At 52.7% G+C, this 16,499-nt stretch carries 16 protein-coding genes; 6 read left to right on the forward strand and 10 right to left on the reverse strand.

The genetic code is table 11. The features are described 5' to 3' along the window. Positions 1-286 precede the first annotated feature (286 nt). Entirely contained in the window at positions 287-700 is a 414-nt protein-coding gene (locus HED65_RS02325; protein WP_114977254.1) for a rhodanese-like domain-containing protein, read from the reverse strand. A 73-nt stretch (positions 701-773) separates the two neighbouring features. Between HED65_RS02325 and ftrA the strand changes: the two genes are divergently transcribed. Beyond that, a complete protein-coding gene (ftrA, locus tag HED65_RS02330) occupies positions 774-1,775 on the forward strand; it encodes a transcriptional regulator FtrA (RefSeq protein ID WP_114977255.1) in 1,002 nt (333 codons plus the stop codon). Positions 1,776-1,933: 158 nt separating this feature from the next. Here ftrA and HED65_RS02335 read toward each other — a convergent pair whose 3' ends face one another. Further along, positions 1,934-2,296, reverse strand: a complete 363-nt coding sequence (locus HED65_RS02335) for a hypothetical protein (protein ID WP_114977256.1) — start codon at positions 2,294-2,296, stop codon at positions 1,934-1,936. 253 nt (positions 2,297-2,549) lie between these two features. Here HED65_RS02335 and HED65_RS02340 point away from each other — a divergent pair, with 253 nt between their 5' ends. Further along, a complete protein-coding gene (locus HED65_RS02340) occupies positions 2,550-2,780 on the forward strand; it encodes a DUF2554 family protein (protein ID WP_114977257.1) in 231 nt (76 codons plus the stop codon). On the opposite strand, the gene HED65_RS02345 is transcribed toward HED65_RS02340, so the two are convergent. Together HED65_RS02345 and HED65_RS02350 are read right to left on the reverse strand one after the other, a co-directional pair. After that, entirely contained in the window at positions 2,777-4,741 is a 1,965-nt protein-coding gene (locus HED65_RS02345; protein ID WP_114977258.1) for a peptidase U32 family protein, read from the reverse strand. The genes HED65_RS02340 and HED65_RS02345 overlap by 4 nt on opposite strands. An 80-nt stretch (positions 4,742-4,821) precedes the next feature. Beyond that, positions 4,822-5,349 carry a helix-turn-helix domain-containing protein gene (locus HED65_RS02350; RefSeq protein ID WP_114977259.1) on the reverse strand — a complete coding sequence of 176 codons (528 nt, stop codon included), beginning with the start codon at positions 5,347-5,349 and terminating at the stop codon, positions 4,822-4,824. A 92-nt stretch (positions 5,350-5,441) separates the two neighbouring features. Between HED65_RS02350 and HED65_RS02355 the strand changes: the two genes are divergently transcribed. Next, positions 5,442-6,611 (forward strand): benzoate/H(+) symporter BenE family transporter, encoded by a 1,170-nt coding sequence (locus HED65_RS02355; RefSeq protein WP_114977260.1) that lies wholly within the window; start codon positions 5,442-5,444, stop codon positions 6,609-6,611. Here HED65_RS02355 and HED65_RS02360 read toward each other — a convergent pair. Then, positions 6,591-7,463, reverse strand: a complete 873-nt coding sequence (locus tag HED65_RS02360; protein WP_114977261.1) for a helix-turn-helix transcriptional regulator — start codon at positions 7,461-7,463, stop codon at positions 6,591-6,593. The two genes, HED65_RS02355 and HED65_RS02360, sit on opposite strands and share 21 nt — an antisense overlap. Before the next feature lie 174 nt (positions 7,464-7,637). Here HED65_RS02360 and HED65_RS02365 point away from each other — a divergent pair, with 174 nt between their 5' ends. Next, positions 7,638-8,534: a DMT family transporter gene (locus tag HED65_RS02365; RefSeq protein WP_114977262.1), complete on the forward strand. Its 897-nt coding sequence runs from the start codon at positions 7,638-7,640 to the stop codon at positions 8,532-8,534. Between the two features lie 35 nt (positions 8,535-8,569). Here HED65_RS02365 and HED65_RS02370 read toward each other — a convergent pair whose 3' ends face one another. Beyond that, positions 8,570-9,244 (reverse strand): DUF3313 domain-containing protein, encoded by a 675-nt coding sequence (locus HED65_RS02370; protein WP_114977263.1) that lies wholly within the window; start codon positions 9,242-9,244, stop codon positions 8,570-8,572. Positions 9,245-9,379: 135 nt separating this feature from the next. After that, positions 9,380-10,975: an ABC transporter substrate-binding protein gene (locus HED65_RS02375; protein WP_114977264.1), complete on the reverse strand. Its 1,596-nt coding sequence runs from the start codon at positions 10,973-10,975 to the stop codon at positions 9,380-9,382. A 111-nt stretch (positions 10,976-11,086) separates the two neighbouring features. Here HED65_RS02375 and pepT point away from each other — a divergent pair, with 111 nt between their 5' ends. Beyond that, positions 11,087-12,316: a peptidase T gene (gene pepT / locus HED65_RS02380; RefSeq protein WP_114977265.1), complete on the forward strand. Its 1,230-nt coding sequence runs from the start codon at positions 11,087-11,089 to the stop codon at positions 12,314-12,316. On the opposite strand, the gene tehB is transcribed toward pepT, so the two are convergent. Next, positions 12,313-12,906 (reverse strand): tellurite resistance methyltransferase TehB, encoded by a 594-nt coding sequence (gene tehB, locus HED65_RS02385; protein ID WP_114977266.1) that lies wholly within the window; start codon positions 12,904-12,906, stop codon positions 12,313-12,315. The two genes, pepT and tehB, sit on opposite strands and share 4 nt — an antisense overlap. Positions 12,907-13,040: 134 nt before the next feature. Between tehB and ydcK the strand changes: the two genes are divergently transcribed. Continuing rightward, positions 13,041-14,021: a YdcK family protein gene (ydcK, locus tag HED65_RS02390; RefSeq protein ID WP_114977267.1), complete on the forward strand. Its 981-nt coding sequence runs from the start codon at positions 13,041-13,043 to the stop codon at positions 14,019-14,021. On the opposite strand, the gene rimL is transcribed toward ydcK, so the two are convergent. Continuing rightward, positions 14,016-14,564: a 50S ribosomal protein L7/L12-serine acetyltransferase gene (gene rimL, locus HED65_RS02395; RefSeq protein WP_114977268.1), complete on the reverse strand. Its 549-nt coding sequence runs from the start codon at positions 14,562-14,564 to the stop codon at positions 14,016-14,018. The genes ydcK and rimL overlap by 6 nt on opposite strands. Before the next feature lie 45 nt (positions 14,565-14,609). Continuing rightward, positions 14,610-16,265, reverse strand: a complete 1,656-nt coding sequence (locus HED65_RS02400) for a glucan biosynthesis protein D (protein ID WP_114977269.1) — start codon at positions 16,263-16,265, stop codon at positions 14,610-14,612. Positions 16,266-16,499 lie beyond the last annotated feature (234 nt).

Below are 16,499 nucleotides of genomic sequence, written 5' to 3' on the forward strand. Positions count from 1 at the left end.
ATTTTCACTCCTGAAAAAGAACGCTGTGCGAAGACGTCCGTTACGGCGTGGACGCGGAAAAAAATGTGCCAGCTAACCAGGAGCAAAAAGGATGCCAGAATGGAAAAAGCGCGATTGCAGGGAAAGTGAAAGCAGGATGTAAAGAGAACGTCTCAGAATGATACAGCGCTGCACTTTTATAATGCAGCGCCGGGGATGAAGGGTTTACCAGACTTCGCAGGCGATCTGCGTCACCAGACGTGTCTTTATCCCTTCGGCAAACGAGACTCTTCCACGAAATTCATCTTCATAGCGCGGCAGCGGTTTCGCTGCTGGCAAAGGCGAACTTTTCATCTTCCCAGCCGGTGATCCCCCCGAGCATAATTTTGACCGGTAGCCCGAGTCGTGCCAGCTTAAGCGCCGCTCTGTCCGCGCCGTTACAGTGCGGCCCGGCGCAGTAAACAACGAAAAGCGTGCCTTCAGGCCATTGCGCCATGCGCTCAGCGGTAATCTGGCTACGCGGCAGATGTAATGCACCTGGCACATGACGGCGCGCAAACTGCTCCGGACTCCCTACTACGTGCAGCAGCACAAAGTCTTGTTCCTGGTTGACGATGGCATGATGCACATCAGCACAGTCGGTTTCGACGCTCAGGCGGCGCAGAAAATGGGTGACAGCTTCCTGCGGTTCCGCAGCCGGAAATTCAGTAACATAACTCATGATACTTCCTCATCTTTGGCGTTTGTGTTAACACTACTCTATCCACAAATTCAGCCCGTGAATGCCCACGCGTATGCCAGAAAACAGCAAAAAGATGACAAACTTAAGACAGATAACTCGGCCGCTGGTTGTTGTGCTGGCGTATGACGGTCTGTGTACCTTTGAGTTTGGCGTGGCGGTGGAGATCTTTGGTCTGCCCCGCCCTGAACTGGGGGAAGAATGGTATCGTTTTGCGGTGGCGGGTATTGATAGCGGTGAACTTCGGGCAACCGGTGGGATCCGTATCATAACCGATGGCGATTTAAGCCTGCTTGAATCTGCCGATCTGATCGTGGTTCCTGGCTGGAGAGGCCTGGATTCACCTGTCCCGGACACTCTTTGCGAGGCATTACGCCAGGCCAGCGCGCGAGGCTGCCAGCTGCTGTCCATCTGTTCGGGGGTCTTTGTGCTGGCAGCGTCGGGGTTGCTGAATGGACGTAAAGCCACGACGCACTGGCGCTATCTTGACGCGCTTAAAGCCCGTTACCCTGACATCCAGGTGGTCGAGGATGTACTCTATCAGGATGAGGGAGATATTCTTACCTCCGCAGGCAGTGCGGCAGGAATTGATCTCTGCCTGCACGTTGTACGACGGGATTATGGAATGGAAACGGCCAATAGCGTTGCGCGTCGGCTGGTCATTCCCCCTCACCGGGACGGGTCTTTACCGCAGCAACTGAGTCGCCCGGTAGCGCAGCTACGGGAGAGTCAGCGACTGGGCCAGTTATTCGATTTCCTGCACAATCACCTCACCGTTTCTCACAGCGTTGACTCGCTGGCGCGTCGCGTTGGTATGAGCCAGCGCACCTTTCTGCGCCGCTTTGAGGCAGCGACAGGCACCACACCTGCGCGTTGGCTGCTCAATGAACGACTCTTGCGGGCGAAAGATTATCTGGAAAGCAGCCGTTTAAGCATCGACAGCATTGCTGAGCAAACCGGATTTGGTCAGGCCGCCACCCTGCGCCACCATTTCCGTCAGCAGTTCGCGCTTTCCCCTGCCCAGTATCGTAAACAGTTTGCCCGGCCCGCGCGCTGACGGCCCGTTTACAGGCAAAAAAAACCGCCATTATCTGGCGGTAAATGCTTGCATGGATAGATTTGTATTTTCATGTCTACGTCCCGACACTCCATGGTCGGGCGGCGGATCAATGACAACCTAGCATGTCTGAACTCAACAAAAGCTAAACAGAGCCATTAACCCGCTTTGGTATTGATTTGCAAATAACGCATCAGCCCCTGTTCAGCACTCTCTTTTGCATCATCGTTGATTGCTTCCAGATAGAATGGGCGCGATACACCATAAGGCGCTCTGTCGGCTGAGAAAACAGCAAACTGGAATGTTTTACCTTTCGACGGATTGGTACACCCTAATTCCCAATGTTGGTCATCAATTTTCTTGCTATTACACGCTACGCGTCCGTAATCACTGGTTAAATATGAACCGACCCGTGCTTCTGCTGACTGGATATAATCCGGCTCGCCACTCCAGTTAACATTCATACCTACAACAGCCCCAACGGCAACGACCAGTAGCGCTATTGACATGACTTTTTTCATTGAATCAGATCCATTCCTTTGTCAGAGAAATCTTATTATATAAGATTAGTCCTTAAATCACTGCCATATTTTGATACCAAATTTTAGGATATGACAAAAATAATTCGCATTTTAGGATAAATCCGCACCACTACCCGGAAATAAATCCTGTCGAGGACGATGACATATTCTTTGCGCTAATTTGAAAAAGCCAATAATAACCCTACGAAACTACGTGCATGCTGGCGGGGAATATTTCTCTAAGGGTAAGTCAATGCTAAAAAAGGGGTTAACGCTCGTCATGCTGGTCTGCGCCCTTTTCTCCGGCCAGCTGATGGCGGGACATAAAGGCCATGAATATTTGTGGGTGAAAAATGTCGAACATCAACTTCGTCATGAGGCAGACAGTGATGAATTACGCAGTGCAGCAGAAGAATCAGCGGAAGGTTTGCGCGAACACCACCTGTGGCAGAAATCGCGCAAACCGGATACACACTTTCGTTAATTACCCTTGCGTTTAGGCAGGGTTTTCATAAGTTCGTCCGGGCTTACTGAGGCTACGACACTGCCCGGCGCTGGCATTTTGAAGATATGGTTTTTCATCTTGCCAATTACATGCATTTCACAAGGGCGGCAGTCAAATTTGAGGGTCAACACCTCGTCACCATTCACCAGTTGCATAGGTGTGGCCTTCCAGCTCTTGATGTTCCCTTTAGCCTGTTTTGGACACAGGTTAAAGGCAAAACGGAGGCAGTGCTTGGTGATCATCACCGGCACATCCCCCTTCTCTTCATGCGCTTCATAGGCCGCGTCGATCAACTGTACGCCATGACGATGATAGAATTCACGTGCTTTATGGTTGTAGACGTTAGCCAGGAACGATAAATGCGTATCCGGGTAAACAGGTGCAGGGACGGCTTCGGCTTTACGGCTACCACGCGGGTAGTGAGCCAGACGAGCCGCATCGAGCATTTCCGCCGTCTCACGACGGAACTGGTTAAGCAGACTGTTCGGCACGAAGAGTGCGTCCGGCAGATTTACCTCAATGTTACGCGCGTAGTAAATTGTCTGCCCCAGCTTCGCCACACCCTCTTTCAGATTGTTTAGCGCTTTTTCCGCATTGTTGGCGACCTCAAACTGGCCATCAAGTGTATGCGTCACGCTGATGCCGTCTTCACAGGTCATGGTTAAAATCAGCTGCTCTTCCCAGCCGCCCAGTTCAATATCCACCGCGATGCGACGCTCGCTGGATGTTTTCAGCAGTGCCTGCTGCCAGTTATGATCCAGGTTACGGTTAAGTGCTGCGTTCGGTCGCGCTTTATAGAGATCGGCTGGCATTTCATTCGGCCACACGCGATAGCGATTTTCTCCGGTTTTTTCGACCGTATTGGCACGGAAACCGACCACTTCGCGTTTGATCATTACGTTCAGACCATCGCCGTTCGCCAGCGGCTCCGTCACTTCCACGTCCAGATGATCCTTCGCCACTTTCAGTACTTCACCTACCGGCAAGCCGATAAATTTCGGCGAGTCAAACGCACCGATGTCACCTTTACGGGCATTCACGAAATAGTCGGTACTGCCACGGTGGAAGGTTTTATCCGTCGACGGAATAAAGAAATGCTCGGTACGACCGGCTGACGCGCGTGCCAGGTCGCCACGATCTTCAATAATGGCATCCAGCATCTGACGATAGTGCGCGGTGATGTTCTTCACGTAGCTCATATCTTTATACCGCCCTTCAATCTTGAAGGACCGCACGCCTGCATCAATCAGCGCACCAAGGTTGGCGGTCTGATCGTTATCCTTCATGGAAAGCAGGTGTTTTTCAAACGCCACCACGCGCCCCTGATCGTCTTTCAGAGTGTATGGCAGGCGACACGCCTGAGAGCAATCGCCACGGTTAGCGCTACGCCCGGTCTGGGCATGAGAAATGTTGCACTGGCCGGAATAGGCCACGCACAACGCGCCGTGGATAAAGAATTCAATCGTCGCGTCTGTCGCCTGGTGGATATCACGGATCTGGTTCAGGTTCAGTTCACGCGCCAGAACGATCTGCGAAAAGCCGACGTCGGAGAGGAATTTTGCCTTCTCAACGGTGCGGATATCACACTGGGTACTGGCGTGCAGTTCAATTGGTGGGATATCCAGCTCAAGAACGCCCATATCCTGAACAATCAGGGCATCAACCCCGGTCTGGTAGAGATCGGTGATCAGACGTTGCGCAGGTTCCAGCTCATCATCATGAAGAATGGTGTTCAGGGTAACGAACACTTTCGCCCCGAAACGGTGGGCGAACGGTACCAGTTCAGCAATATCGCGCAGACTGTTGCTGGCGTTATGGCGGGCACCGAAGCCAGGACCGCCAATGTAGACGGCATCTGCACCGTGAAGGATCGCTTCACGGGCAATGGCGGCGTCGCGGGCCGGGCTTAAAAGTTCAAGATGATGGGATTGCAGGCGCATACTTCGTCGTTATCCGTTATGGTCAAAATGGCGGCTATTGTAGTCAGAAGTATGCGACAGCGAAACAGTTTTGCGTAGTGTTAGCGGGGATAGTGGATCAGGGAGTGAAAATGCACCGCCCGGTCGCTGCTGTTACGGTACGCGTGGGGTTTGTCCCCGGCAAAACGGATGCCTGAATCGGCAGGAATTGTCTGCCACTCCCCCTCCAGTTGCATCTCCAGCTCGCCGCTTACCACCACCACATGTTCAATCACCCCCGCTTCATGCGGTGTGGACTCGCTCAGCGCGCCGGGAGCCAGGGTAATGGAGAAATGATCAAACTTCAGCGTCTCATCCCACGGGAACAGCGGTTTTACCACCATGGCCTGCTGCTGCGGGTCAAAAACAGCCTGCTTGTCCGCCTCTGGGGTGATAAAGGTGGAAAACGGTACGTTCAGTCCTGTGGCGATTTTCCACAATGTCGATACCGTCGGGCTGGATTCATTGCGCTCGATTTGCCCGAGCATCGCTTTTGAAACCCCTGTCTCTTCTGCCAGCTTCGACAAACTCCAGCCGCGATCCTGGCGCAGTGTTTTCAGTGTGGTTGCAAGATGTTGTGTGATGTCCATGTTCCCTCCTGGTGATGATGAGCATACCACTTGTACGCTATAACGCACAGTGTTACCTTATCTCAGACGTTATAACGCACAACGGAGTTTTCATGCGCGCCTCTTCAACACACTTTGTTCCAGCCGTTCTGGCGGGTTTTGTCGCCGTCCTGGTCGGCTACGCCAGTTCTGCTGCCATCATCTGGCAGGCCGCAGCGGCAGCCGGCGCAAATGCGCAACAGATTGCGGGCTGGATGACGGCACTCGGGATCGGCATGGGAGTCAGCACGCTGCTGCTTTCCTGGTGGTATAAAGCACCAGTGCTTACCGCCTGGTCAACGCCCGGTGCGGCGCTGCTCGCGACCAGCCTGCACGGTGTCACGCTGGCTGAAACAATCGGCGTGTTCATCTTTGCCAATGCGCTCATTTTACTTTGCGGCATCACCGGGTTATTCGCCCGGCTGATGAAGCTGATCCCCCATTCGCTTGCTGCTGCCATGCTGGCAGGGGTGCTTTTACAGTTTGGTCTGCATGCGTTTGCCCATCTGGAGGGGCACTTTCTGCTGTGCGGCAGCATGATTGCCGCGTGGCTAATGGCAAAAGCGCTGGCACCCCGCTATGCCATTGTGGTTACGCTTCTGGCAGGCGGCATCGTGGCCTGGGCGGGTGGTGACGTTGTCACGGATAAATTCACCCTTTCCCTCGTTATGCCAGAGTTTATTGCACCCTCCTTCACCTTCACTAGCCTGGTGAGCGTGGGTATCCCTTTCTTCCTGGTGACCATGGCCTCTCAAAATGCCCCCGGATTCGCCACGATGAAGGCCTCTGGCTACCCACTGGCGGTTTCGCCGCTCATTATCTTTACGGGCGGGCTGGCACTGCTGTTCTCGCCCTTTGGCGTCTTTTCCATCTGTATCGCGGCGATTACCGCCGCCATTTGTCAGAGCCCGGATGCGCACCCGGATGCCGCTAAACGCTGGCTGGCAGCCATCGCGGCCGGGGGATTTTATCTGTTAGCCGGTATTTTCGGTGGTTCTATTACTGCAATCATGACGGCGCTACCGCTCAGTTGGATCCAGACGCTGGCAGGTCTGGCGTTACTGGGGGCCATCAGCGGGAGTCTGTATCAGGCACTGAATCACGAAGCGGAACGTGACGCGGCGATAGTCACATTTCTGATGACTGCGAGCGGTGTGACACTCCTGGGCATTGGTTCGGCATTCTGGGGATTGGTTCTGGGAGGAGTATGCTACGCCCTGTTATCACGCACTCGCCGCACGTAGTTGTGAAGGCGTCATTCCCGTCACGCTGCGAAAGCGGTTACTGAAGTGGCTGGCGGAGTTAAACCCACAGGCGAGCGCAATGTCCGTCAGCGGCGTCGCAGTATGTTGTACCAGCGCTTTCGCCTTTTCCATTCTGCGCTGCATCACATACTGATGTGGCGCCAGCCCCGTCGACTGACGAAACATGCGGGCAAAATGGTATTCGCTGAGGGCGGCCTGCGCCGCCAGTTCTGCCAGCGTCAGGGGCTGCCCCAGGTTTTCTTCGATAAAGGCCAGCACATTGCGCAGAACGAACGGGGATAACCCGCCCGTGACGACCGGCAGTTTCCACTGAACATTAGAGTAATTTTGCAGCAAATGGGTTAACAGCAGCGTAGAGGCCGTGCTCAGAATAAGCTGGTTGGCGTGCTGCTGCCAGTCGCAGCCGAGTAAAAACTGGCGGTACAACGTAGTTATCTTCGGATCACTGCCGAATATACGCTCGTCCAGGGTCAGCGAAAGTGGCCGCTTGTCCCAGATTTTTTCCCCCACGTCGCGCAGATGTTCATCGGTGCAGTAGAGATGCACAAACGACAGGTCATCCCGGATATCCCACGTTGATTCGCTCTCTTTGGGCATCAAACAGAAACGATCCGGACCGCCACCGTTTTTCCAGCCGCCCGGCGTTTTTTGATAACTTTCGTAACCGTCAGCCACGTACAGACTAAGGGTATGATGATTGCTTTTTACCGTTATCGTATCGTGCTTGTTGTACCACGCGGCCAGTTGAATACCCGAGTTCAGCGAGACGGTTTCCCGCAGGACCGCATTCTGTTGGCACAGCGTTTCAAAGGTATCGTAAGCGTGAGACATAACCGTTAGCGCGTTATTGATCAGATAATCAGTCTAAGAATTGTTGCCGCCCGTTGCCAGTCCCCATAAAAGAAAAAAGCGCAAGATTTTGCAAGTCTACCGCAAGCCGGTGCAAGCCCCTTGCGGCTCAGCACACCATACTGCCCACTTCCGTGGTTTGAGAAGAGAAAAAGTATGAACGCATTATTATACGGACTGGTGGTAATTATCTGGGGAACTACCTGGATTGCAATTTTCCTGCAGCAAGGTCCTGTGGCATCGCCCGTATCCATTTTCTGGCGTTTCGCGGTTGCCAGCCTCACGATGATGGTGGTGTTACTCGTCCTGCGTCGACTGCGCAAACTGGCGCTGCGGGATCATCTGTTTTGCTTACTTCAGGGATGCTGCGTTTTTTGCTTTAACTTCTGGTGTTTTTATACCGCGGCCTCGCACATCAACACCGGGCTGGAATCTGTGATTTTCTCAATGGCGGTGCTCTATAACGCCATCAACAGCTTTATTTTCTTCGGGCAACGTCCGCCTGCGCGCTTCTGGACCGCAGCGGCTCTGGGGCTAATTGGTATTATCACCCTCTTCTGGGACGACCTTCTGGCCAGCGGCTGGAGCGCGTCACTCCTGACAGGTATTGGTCTTTCCGCACTCGGTACCTACGGCTTCTCGCTGGGCAATATGATCAGCATGCGTCATCAACGCAAAGGCCTTGAAACCATGACCACCAACGCCTGGGCGATGCTGTATGGCACACTGGTGATGGGCTGCATTGCCCTCTTCAGAGGCGACAGTTTCACCCCGGAATGGACGGTGAGCTACATTGGCGCGCTGCTCTATCTGGCCCTGTTTGGTTCGGTGATTGCTTTCGGCGCTTACTTTACGCTGGTAGGACGTATCGGCCCAGGTAAAGCGGCCTACAGTACGCTGCTCTTCCCACTGGTCGCCCTCTCCATCTCAACGGTTTATGAAGGTTACGTGTGGCATATAAACGGTATCGTCGGGTTATTGCTGATTCTGGGGGGGAATATGGTGATGTTTACTAAACCCGAAACCTGGTTCAGGCGCTTACGAACAGCGTAAATAAATAAGGCCTGCGCAATGCAGGCCTTTCCTGGTTATTTCATGGTCTTTTTCACATCAAACATGGTGGCATCGGTCGCCATGTCATCAACAACCTGTTTCAGAGTTGCAAAGCCCATTGGGGTATTTTCGTTAGCCAGCTCTTTGCCTTCGCCTTTACGAACGACTTTAATGACAGGCTTGCCGGTTTTCGCATCAATCAACTCACCTTCAAAATACAGGTGGGTATCCATGGTACGGTGACCGCTCGCCATTTGCGTACCTGCAACAACCAGTGCCACTGGCACCACTTCATAGAACTGCAAACCTTCTTGCTTAGAGGTTACACCGGTAATCGCACCACGGAAGATCAGGCTACGCGGCCCTGGTTTGGTAACGATCGGTTTACGCTGACCAATCGAGGTTTTCATTTTGTTATTGGTATAGCTCAGCAACTCATCCAGTGTTCTTTGACCAATCTGCGTGGTTGGTTTTGGAGCCGGATAATAAGTAATCGGGTTCCAGACAATATTGTCATAATTGGCTTCGTTATATGACGGATCAACCCAACGTAAGGTCGGTTTACCCGTTGCAGAAGTTGTTTCCTTTAAACCAGAATAGTCTTTTAAAAAGCCTGAGTATTGATCGGGAGCAGCCACTTTTGATGAACAACCCGCCAAAGCCAACAGACCAGTAAGCACTGCAACTTTTAAAAAAGTTTGAGTACGCATGATGGTTTTCCATGTTATCTGCAAGTATGCATTTGAAGTTATAGCAAAAGACTGGGGTGAGTGTTGTGACAAAAAATGATGTCGGGAGCACAAATTGCAAAAAGACTGCCCGGATGTGCACCGGGCAGTGAAAAATTACTGATGTATATCCAGTTGCCAGAACAGATGTTTACCAAACGGGTCAATTTCATAACCCGTCACCTCTTTGCGCACCGGTTCGAAAATCGTTGAATGCGCAATCATCACCGCTGGCATCTGGTCATGCATCATCTGCTGAGCCTCTTTATATAGCGCCACACGTTTATCGTGATCGGTTATTGATTTTGCCTCCGCAATAATTTTATCAAACGGCTTATAGCACCACTTCGCCGAATTCGAACCGCCATTTGCAGACGTGCAGGTAAATAGCGGACCAAAGAAGTTGTCCGGATCGCCCGTTGCGGTCGTCCAGCCCATCAGCGCAGCCTGATGTTCACCACCCTTCACGCGCTTGAGGTATTCCCCCCATTCATAGGTGACAATGTGAGTTTGTACGCCCACTTTCGCCCAGTCGGCCTGAATCATTTCGGCCATACGTTTCGCATTCGGGTTGTACGGACGTTGCACCGGCATTGCCCACAAATCAATGTTCACCCCGTTAGCAAAACCCGCTTCCTTCAGCAGCGCTTTTGCCTTTTCTGGATCGTAATCGTAATCCTTAAGTTCACTGTCGGCGCTCCATACGCCTGGCGGCAGCAGGTTCTTCGCGGCAGTCCCCGTGCCATGGAACACCGCGTCAATAATGGCTGATTTGTTGATGGCGATGGCCAGCGCCTGGCGAACCTTAACGTTATCCAGCGGTGGCTTTTGCGTATTAAACGCCAGAAAACCTGTGTTCAGGCCTGCCTTGCTCATCAGGTTGATGTCTTTGTTCGCCTTCATACGCGGTAAATCGGCTGGGTTCGGGAACGGCATCACCTGACATTCGTTCTTTTCGATTTTGGCAAAACGTACTGAAGCATCCGGCGTGATGGTAAACACCAGCCGATCGAGCTTCGATTTACCCTGCCAGTAGTCTGCAAACGCAGTGAAGAGAATGCGGGAGTCCTTCTGATACTGTGTGAGTTTAAACGGCCCGGTGCCAATCGGCTCCATATCCACCTTTTCAGGAGTCCCCGCTTTCAGCATCGCGTCGGCATACTCCGCAGAGAGGATCGAGGCAAAATACCAGGCCAGATCGGCGACAAATGGCGCTTCCGGGTGTGCCAGCGTAAAGCGCACGGTGTGGTCATCGACTTTATCAATGGCGGTGATCAGGCTGCCAAACTCCAGATTTTCAAAATTGGAATAGCTGCCATTAGAGACGTTATGGTAAGGATGATTCACATCTTTCTGCCGCATAAACGAGAAGATCACGTCATCAGCGTTAAAGTCCCGGGTCGGCGTGAACAATTTATTACTCTGGAATTTCACCCCCTTACGCAGATGGAAGGTATAGACTTTACCGTCGTCGCTCACCTCCCAACGCTCTGCCAGGCTGGGTACCAGCTCCGTGGTGCCAGGTTTGAAATCGACCAGCCGGTTATAAACAGGTACGGCACTGGCATCCACGCTGGTACCCGACGTGTATAACTGAGGATTGAAGTTTTCCGGTGATCCTTCGGAACAATACACCAGCGTTTTTGCGGCGACCGTGGAACTGACGGTGAGTGCAGCAAGAGCCAGCGTTAAGATTGTGAGTTTGCTTTTCATCATTTATTCCTGTCTTTTTAATTCGACGGCTAATTAATTCTTTTGCCATCTCATAAATAACATTAAAGTGAAGTGGCAAACACCTGAAAAATAAATAAGGAATAAATCACTATGGGCTCGTCACTTTCCAGACAATTAACGCACCGCTTTTTTCGCTATCTCTCCATCACCAGCCAGAGCGATGCCAAAGTAAAAACGCTGCCCTCTACGCCAGGCCAGCACGACATGGCGCGAGAACTGGCACAAGAGCTGGCGCAACTGGGGTTAGACGACATTGTGATTGATGAATTCGCCACGGTGACCGCGGTGAAAAAAGGCAACGTCGCCGGTGCGCCGCGCATTGGTTTTATTACCCATATTGATACCGTCGACGTGGGTTTATCGCCCGATATTCATCCGCAGATATTAACATTTACAGGTGAAGACCTCTGTCTGAATAAAGACAAAGACATCTGGTTACGCGTAAAAGAGCATCCTGAAATTCTGGCCTATCCGGATGAGGAGATTATTTTCAGCGACGGAACCAGCGTATTAGGCGCAGATAATAAATCAGCCGTTACCGTCGTTATGACCGTGCTGGAAAACCTGACGGCAGAGCATCAGCATGGCGACATTGTGGTTGCATTTGTCCCGGATGAAGAAATTGGCCTGTACGGCGCGAAGGCGCTCGATCTGAAACGCTTCGACGTTGATTTTGCCTGGACAATTGATTGCTGCGAGCTGGGGGAAATTGTCTATGAAAACTTTAACGCCGCGGCAGCGGAGATCCGCTTTACTGGCGTGACGGCACATCCCATGTCCGCCAAAGGCGTACTGGTGAACCCCCTGCTGATGGCGACCGACTACATCAACCATTTTGATCGTCAGCAAACCCCAGAGTGTACCGAAGGTCGTGAGGGGTATATCTGGTTTAACGGCATTCAGGCGGGACAAAACGAGGCCGTCCTCAAAGCGAATATCCGTGATTTTGATAAAACGCGTTTTGCCGCCCGTAAGCAGCAGATTGCCGACGTCGCAGCGCTGATTGCTGCTCAGTATCCAACGGCAAGCGTCGACTATCGCATTGAAGACACCTACAGCAATATCAGCAATGCGATTGGCGAAGACAGGCGTGCTATCGACCTGATGTTTGAGGCGATGGAATCACTCGGCATCACGCCTAAACCGACGCCAATGCGCGGCGGTACAGACGGCGCGGCACTCTCAGCAAAAGGACTGCTCACGCCGAACTTCTTCACCGGGGCGCATAACTTCCACTCGAGGTTTGAATTTCTGCCGCTGTCGTCGTTCGAGGCCTCTTACCAGACTGCCCTGCAACTCTGTCTGCTGGCCGCCCGTTAAGCAGGTTTGCGTGCCAGCAGGGTGGCAAAGCGCAACTTAATGCGGTTACCGTTTTCATCGGTGCGGTGCAGTTCGCCAACGTCTTCGTTGTATTTGAGCAACTCCCAGCCTTCATAGTAGTTGCTCAGTTCACCCGTTCTAAACGCAAACGGGAAGCCGACGGTACACGGATAATCAGTCGTATCCATGGCGGCGACAATCAGGTTGTGGCCGCCTGGTGTAGTGCAGCGCTGCATATTAGCGATAAGACCCGGGATGGTTTTTGCATCCAGGAACATCAGCACGACAGTGGACAAAATAAAATCATATTCACCGTCGAAACTCAGGGTGTTGAGATCTTTTATCGCCGTGTGGAGGTTGTCGATCCCTTCTTCAGCCTTGATGCGCTCGATATTATCAATGCTCATCGGGTTTTTATCCCAGGCTGTCACCTCGTGGCCGTTAGCGGCAAGGTAGAGACTGTTACGGCCATTGCCACAGCCCAGATCCAGGGTTTTACCCAGCTTAACGATATTAGCGCTGAACAGCACTTCTGAGTGCGTGCGGGTTAAGCCATATTTCCCTGTGAAGTAATTCTCATCGACGGTCATTATTTTTCCTGATCCTGCATAAGTTGAAAGTGCATTTTGAATGCCATTTTAAGTCGTTTACCGTCTGCTTGCCAACCGTTCGAAAATCGAAAAATTTGCTACGTTTAGTTAAGACGCCTATCAGAGACATCAAGATGAACAAATATCGCCTTAGCGATGATACACGCCTCTGGCAATGGAAAAACGGCGAGACAACACACTCGACCACGTTGCGACAGATTATCGCCACGACTGATTTTAACGACGTGACGGTCGGTACAAAAGGCGGATGGATTGACGATGAACGCGCCCTCGCACAAGACGGTGACTGTTGGATCTACGACGAAAACAGCGTGGTCTTTGCCGGTGCGATCGTGTCTGGCAACGCGCGGCTTACCCTGCCTTGCATCATCAGCCATGAAGCGCATATCGGCGACAATTGCTGGCTGGACGAGGCTGAAGTCAGCCATGGGGCTCGAATAAGTGACAACGTCACCATCCAACACTCCTGCGTGCGGGGTGAGTGTCATATTTATGGGGAGGCTCGCGTGCTTCATAACAGCGTGGTCATTGCCGCCAAAGGCCTGACTCCGGACAATGAACAGATCCTGCAAATCTACGATAACGCGACAGTCAGCCAGTCACGCATTGTGCATCAGGCGCAAATCTACGGTGATGCGATGGTGCATTATGCCTTTGTTGAGCACCGAGCCGAAATATTCGACAACGCTATCCTTGAAGGCAACGATGTGAATAACGTCTGGGTATGCGACTGCGCAAAGGTCTATGGCAACGCCCGCGTGATTGCCGGTTTTGGCGAGGATGCTATTCCTACCGTGCGCTACAGTTCTCAGGTCGCGGAGGATGCGGTGGTAGAAGGAAACTGCATCATTAAACACCACGTCCTGATTGGGGGTCAGGCATGGCTGCGCGGCGGGCCGATCATGCTGGATGATAAAGTGGTGATTCAGGGACGGGCGAGGATCAGCGGCGATGTGCTGATTGAGCATCGGGTTGAAATCACCGACGATGCGGTGATTGAAGCGTTTGCCGGTGAGAATATTCATCTGCGCGGCGAAAAGGTGATTAATGGCAACCAGCGCATTACCCGCACGCCCCTGCTGGGCGCGCTATAGCGTATAAATCTTGCCGTAGATGTTCACATCATCGAAATGACCATTCAGGAATTCCGCTTCACGCAGGCAACCTTCCAGCGTAAAACCGTTGCGCAGGGCAACTTTGTTGCTGTGCTGATTCGCGACCCGACACTTAATCACAAAACGACGGATTTCACCGCGTTCAGCGTAGTAACGCATAAAAGCCTGCAATGACTGAGAGAGGATCCCCTGCCCCTGATGCGCTTCATCCAGCCAGTAGCCGATGTACCCGGCTTTGTTGGCCGGTTCAATCGTGTTAAACGACAGCACGCCGATCAGCCCATCATCCTTAAAGATCAAAAACATTTTGGCGTAGCCGCGCTGGTGCAGCATCTGGTTACTCTGCACGTTACGGCGGGTATCTTCTTCGCTGCCCACGTGCTGCGCCCAGTCAAAGGCGGTTTGCAGAAAGGCTCTGTTTTTGACGACGAGGCTGTGCAGTTCGGCGGCATAACGCTCTTCGACGGCGCGAAGTTCGACAGTGTCAGACACCGGGATAATTTCGGATTGTGCTGCGGTCATGACCCCTCACCCTAACCCTCTCCCTTGGGGAGAGGGAATCGATCGTTAACGCATTACCCTGTCATCAACGTACTGACGTTTGTCCGGTGCTGGCGGGAAATACTGATACAGCCAGGTTTCACTGATCGCGTCGCCCTGGCAGCGAAGGAACAAACGCATGTCCACCGGATCTGTCGAATCGGATGTTGGATACCAGTCAAACAGAATGCGATAGCCGTCAAACGGTTCAACGTAAAGGATCTCAACCTGCTTCGCTTCACCGCTGGAGAGTGTAATGACCGGCTCGATGCCTTTTGGCGCAGCCGCTTTCAGGTCGCCACCGACGAAGTCGATAGCGAAGCGACGGGCCCACACTTTCGGGTAATTTTCGCCTGGTGCCCAGCCTTCCGGGAAGCCACCCATCCCGGTGCGGGTCGCGAAGACCGTTGCCAGCGGAGAACGCACTGGCGGCATGGCGCTCCAGTAAAGGCGATATTTGAAGTCCAGCTCGTCGCCTGCTTTGACGGCTTTTTCCGGCTGCCAGAAGCAAACCACGTTATCAAGCGTTTCACCCGTGGTCGGGATCTCCATCAGACCAACTGCACCTTTGCCCCAGTCATTGCGCGGTTCAACCCACAGGCTTGGGCGTTTGTTATACCAGCCCATCACGTCCTGATAGTGCGAGAAATCACGATCAAGTTGCAGCAGGCCGAACCCTTTCGGGTTTTTGTCCATATACGCATTGAACTGCAGCTTCTGCGGGTTGTTCAGCGGACGACAGATCCACTCCCCATTACCACGCCACATAGCCAGACGGTCGGAGTCATGAATTTGCGGGTGAATGGTGTCACACATGCGGCGTTCGTTATTACCACAGCTGAACATGCTGGTCATCGGCGCGATGCCGAGTTGCTTAATATCCTTACGCGCATAGAGATGGTTTTCCACCTCCATGATCACCTGGCTCTTTTCGCAGTGGATCACGAATTTATAAGCGCCGGTGATGCTTGGGCTGTCCAGCAGCGTGTAGACGGTAAAAGTGGTATCGCCCGGCTTAACGGTTTCAAACCAGAAGGAGGTGAAATCCGGGAACTCTTCCGGCGTGTCGGTGAAGGTATCCACCGCCAGACCACGAGCGGAAAGACCGTACTGGTAGGTGTCATCAACCGCACGGAAATAGCTCGCACCGAGGAAAGAGACGATATCGCGACGCGCCAGTTCAGGGGCTTTAAACGCACGGAAGCCCGCAAAGCCGAGATCGCTTTGACCTTCAAGCTGTTTGGTATCCACACCCGTTTCACCGTAGCTGAACAGCTCCGGACGGAAGTGGATCTCGCGCGCCATAGAAGTAGACTGGTCAAGCGAGAACATCCGCACGCGGCGACGGAATCCCATTCCCATATGGAAGAACTGTACGTCCAGTTGACGCCCTTCAATGTTATTCCACAGCGACTGTTTTTCATCGTAGCGGATGGCGTTGTACGCCTGCGGCGTCATGGTTGCCAGCGTGTCCGGCAGCGGGCGCGGCGCACCACCCCATGGGGTTTTCGCCAGGTCATGCGCCATGGATTGCAGTACGGAGAAGTCAAAACGACGGCTCTGACCGTCAGCAATGTCAGAGTCAGCAGCGTATGCCGCTTTGGAAAACAGGGAAGCAAGGCCAGATGTGCCGCTCAGGGCTGCCACTGCCAGCGAGCCTTTTAGAAAACGTCTGCGATTCATGCCTGGAAAAACGTCCTTATGGTCGTGTGAATGTGTTTCGCGCTCGGCGAAATGACGGCAAGAAAGAACGCACAGCCTAAACAAAAATGGTTAAGAATCCAATTGTTGGCCGGTGATTATATGAACAAAGTGTGAAATATTTTCTGTCGACCAGAACGGCCCGAAAGTGGTGTAAAGAAAACCAGGAAAATGTGTATAAAAATGCCCCGGTGCGACATCAATCACCGGGGCCAA

This window comes from Pantoea sp. LS15, assembly GCF_012241585.1.
GTDB lineage: Bacteria > Pseudomonadota > Gammaproteobacteria > Enterobacterales > Enterobacteriaceae > Enterobacter.

What these genes read in the sequence shown, in the direction of transcription:
- HED65_RS02345 (WP_114977258.1), bottom strand. Translation starts at nt 4,741, where the DNA reads ATGCGCCTGCAATCCCATCATCTTGAACTTTTAAGCCCGGCCCGCGAC.
- HED65_RS02365 (WP_114977262.1), top strand. Translation starts at nt 7,638, where the DNA reads ATGAACGCATTATTATACGGACTGGTGGTAATTATCTGGGGAACTACC.
- ftrA (WP_114977255.1), top strand. Translation starts at nt 774, where the DNA reads ATGCCAGAAAACAGCAAAAAGATGACAAACTTAAGACAGATAACTCGG.
- ydcK (WP_114977267.1), top strand. Translation starts at nt 13,041, where the DNA reads ATGAACAAATATCGCCTTAGCGATGATACACGCCTCTGGCAATGGAAA.
- HED65_RS02375 (WP_114977264.1), bottom strand. Translation starts at nt 10,975, where the DNA reads ATGAAAAGCAAACTCACAATCTTAACGCTGGCTCTTGCTGCACTCACC.
- HED65_RS02340 (WP_114977257.1), top strand. Translation starts at nt 2,550, where the DNA reads ATGCTAAAAAAGGGGTTAACGCTCGTCATGCTGGTCTGCGCCCTTTTC.
- HED65_RS02335 (WP_114977256.1), bottom strand. Translation starts at nt 2,296, where the DNA reads ATGAAAAAAGTCATGTCAATAGCGCTACTGGTCGTTGCCGTTGGGGCT.
- pepT (WP_114977265.1), top strand. Translation starts at nt 11,087, where the DNA reads ATGGGCTCGTCACTTTCCAGACAATTAACGCACCGCTTTTTTCGCTAT.
- HED65_RS02360 (WP_114977261.1), bottom strand. Translation starts at nt 7,463, where the DNA reads ATGTCTCACGCTTACGATACCTTTGAAACGCTGTGCCAACAGAATGCG.
- HED65_RS02400 (WP_114977269.1), bottom strand. Translation starts at nt 16,265, where the DNA reads ATGAATCGCAGACGTTTTCTAAAAGGCTCGCTGGCAGTGGCAGCCCTG.
- rimL (WP_114977268.1), bottom strand. Translation starts at nt 14,564, where the DNA reads ATGACCGCAGCACAATCCGAAATTATCCCGGTGTCTGACACTGTCGAA.
- HED65_RS02350 (WP_114977259.1), bottom strand. Translation starts at nt 5,349, where the DNA reads ATGGACATCACACAACATCTTGCAACCACACTGAAAACACTGCGCCAG.
- HED65_RS02370 (WP_114977263.1), bottom strand. Translation starts at nt 9,244, where the DNA reads ATGCGTACTCAAACTTTTTTAAAAGTTGCAGTGCTTACTGGTCTGTTG.
- HED65_RS02325 (WP_114977254.1), bottom strand. Translation starts at nt 700, where the DNA reads ATGAGTTATGTTACTGAATTTCCGGCTGCGGAACCGCAGGAAGCTGTC.
- HED65_RS02355 (WP_114977260.1), top strand. Translation starts at nt 5,442, where the DNA reads ATGCGCGCCTCTTCAACACACTTTGTTCCAGCCGTTCTGGCGGGTTTT.
- tehB (WP_114977266.1), bottom strand. Translation starts at nt 12,906, where the DNA reads ATGACCGTCGATGAGAATTACTTCACAGGGAAATATGGCTTAACCCGC.